Origin of the sequence: Streptomyces graminilatus (assembly GCF_001418565.1) — a bacterium.
GTDB classification, from domain to species: Bacteria; Actinomycetota; Actinomycetes; order Streptomycetales; family Streptomycetaceae; genus Streptomyces; species Streptomyces graminilatus.
Genome location: NZ_LIQQ01000359.1, coordinates 1 through 2,657, shown reverse-complemented (window position 1 = coordinate 2,657; position 2,657 = coordinate 1). Strand labels below are relative to the sequence as shown.

At 71.4% G+C, this 2,657-nt stretch carries 2 protein-coding genes; both read right to left on the bottom strand.

Going from position 1 to position 2,657, the window contains the following annotated elements; genetic code table 11:
* The coding region (locus AOK08_RS28630; RefSeq protein ID WP_241827120.1) for a DEAD/DEAH box helicase at positions 1-1,731 on the bottom strand (1,731 nt) is incomplete at its 3' end.
* Between the two features lie 258 nt (positions 1,732-1,989).
* A complete protein-coding gene (locus tag AOK08_RS43740; protein WP_055531402.1) occupies positions 1,990-2,550 on the bottom strand; it encodes a hypothetical protein in 561 nt (186 codons plus the stop codon).
* Between the last annotated feature and the right edge of the window lie 107 nt (positions 2,551-2,657).

The following is a 2,657-nucleotide window of genomic DNA, read 5'->3' as shown; positions in this document are numbered from 1 at the left end:
ACGCTCGTCACGGCGCTCGAAAGAGCGGCCACCCCGGTCGTCACGGTTGTCGCGGTTGAAGCCGCCCGACGGGCGGTCGTCACGGCGGTCGCGGCGCTCGTAGTTGCCCCGCTCGTCACGGCGCGGACGCTCCTCGCGAGCCGCCTGCATCTGCGCCTCAGCGGCGGCAGCGGCCTCCGCCTCGGCGGCGGCCTCGGCGATGACGGCGGCAGCGGCCTCGGCCACGGCGGCCACGGCGGCCTCCGGGTCCTCGCCGCGCTCGCGCGCCGCACGCGCGGTCAGCCGGTCGGCCTCCTCACGGAGTTCGGCGGCACGACGGGTGGCGCGCTCCAGTTCCTTGGCGAGCTGCGTGACCTCACGCTCGGCCTGCTGGGCCGCGTTGCCCGCGGACTCGGCCTGGACCTCGGTCATCGAGCGGGCGCCGGTGATCTCGGCGACCTCCGGCTCGAAGGCCGCGCCGCCCTGGATGATGTGGCGCGAGGCGTCGACGCCCGCGTCCTCCATCAGGCGGAAGATCTGACGGCGCTGGTGCGGCAGGGACAGCGACACGACCGTGCCGGAGCGGCCCGCGCGGGCCGTACGGCCGGAGCGGTGCAGGTAGTCCTTGTGGTCGCCGGCCGGGTCCACGTTCAGGACGAGGTCGATGCCGTCGACGTGGATGCCGCGCGCGGCGACGTCGGTGGCGACGAGGGCGTTGACGTAGCCCTTCTTGAAGTCCTCGAGCACACGGGTACGCGCGCCCTGGGTCATACCGCCGTGCAGCGCGTCGGCCTTCACACCGGAGTCGCAGAGCTGTTCGGCGATACGGTCGGCGCCGAGCTGGGTGCGGACGAAGATGATCGTGCGGCCCTTGCGGGAGGCGATCGCGGCCGTGACCGGCGCCTTGTCCTTGGGCTTCACGATGAGGATGTGGTGGGACATCGTCGTGACGTTGCCCTGGGCGCTGTCGACCTCGTGCGTGACCGGGTTGGTCAGGTAGCGCTTGACCAGCGTGGAGATCTCGTTCTCCATCGTGGCCGAGAACAGCATGCGCTGGCCGCCGCCCGGGATCTGGTCGAGCAGCTCGGTGACCTCGGGCAGGAAGCCCAGGTCGGACATCTGGTCGGCCTCGTCGAGGACGGCGACCTCGACGTTCGCCAGGGAGCAGGCGCCGCGGTTGATGATGTCGCGCAGTCGGCCCGGGGTGGCGACGAGGATGTCGACGCCGCGCTCCAGGGCGTAGATCTGGTTGCTCATCGACGTACCGCCGCAGACGACCTTCATCTTCAGGCCGAGGACGTCGCCGTACGGCTGGAGGGCGTCCGCGACCTGCATCGCGAGCTCACGGGTCGGCGTGAGGATGATGCCGCGGGGCTTCTTCTTCTCGGTGTGGCCGGCCGACAGCTTCGTCAGCAGCGGGAGACCGAAGGAGAGGGTCTTGCCGGAGCCGGTACGGCCCCGGCCGAGGATGTCCTTGCCGGCCAGGGCGTCCGGGATGGTCGCGGCCTGGATCGGGAAGGGGCTGGTCACACCGTTCTGCGTGAGCTTGCGCACGACGCCCTCGGGGAGACCGAGATCGGTGAAGCTGATCTGCGGCTCGCCCGACTCGGCGTCAGCGGCGTCGTCGTCAGTGCTGTCGGTGGTGTCGATGTCGGCACTCGTCTGCGTGAGGTCGAGGTCGAGATCGAGGTTGTCGGCCTCGGTGTTCTCGTTCTCGGGCACGACGATGTGATCAGTACTGGAAATGGACATGCGAATGCGAAACCTTCCGGAGTCTCGTCGGCACGCGCCCGTCAACTCCGTGATTTCGCAATTCGACCGCCTCAATGCGGTCAGCCACGGCAAGGGAGAGTACGCGCCACACGCGGCGCATCTCTTGTAGGCGCCAGGCAATGGGATCAAACGATCTACTACCATACGCACCCACCTCCCCCTTAGGCAAATCGAGTACCGTCACCGCAGGTCAACGCCCTTCCGGACCCCTAACAGGCCCCCGCGCCCCATCCCCGGTCAGACGGGCACCCCTGCCTCGGGCGCCGGCTCCCGGGTGACCATCTGCGGCTCCTGCTGCGGCTGCACCGAGGACGACGGCTCCGCGACCGTCGGCTCCGGCGAGGACGGCGGTGGAGTGGGCGACTCCGGCGGCGGAGTGGGCTCCGGCGCGGCGGTCTGCGTCGGCGTGGGCTGCGGCTTCGTCGGCGTGGGCGCACCGGGATCGACCGGCCCGGCACTGCCCCCGCCGCCCGGCACGGCGGGCGGCGACACGGGCGCACTGTGCCCGGCGGACGGAGAGGCGCCCGGGGAAACAGGCGCCCCGCTGGGCCCCTTCGCGCCCCCCTTGCCCTTCCCGTGCCCGGACCTGGCGTCGTTCACGGACCCGCCGGCCCACCCGGAACCGAGTCCGCCGGTCAGCGCCGGCCCCCCGTCGGGCGTCTTCGCACCCTTGTGACCGGCCGAGTGGGAGGGCTTGACCTGCCCGGCCGCGCCGTCCCCCACGCTCATGCAGCCGGCTGCGGCGGCGACGGCCACAACCGTGGCGGCCAGTCGGACAGGTACAGGCAAGGGGCGCACGGGCAGCCACCTCCGGTGGGGAGTCAGGGAGTCAACGTGCTCAACTCCCGTCGCCCACAAGAAGACACGCGCCCCTCAACACCCCCCGCACGCCCTGCCCACTCACC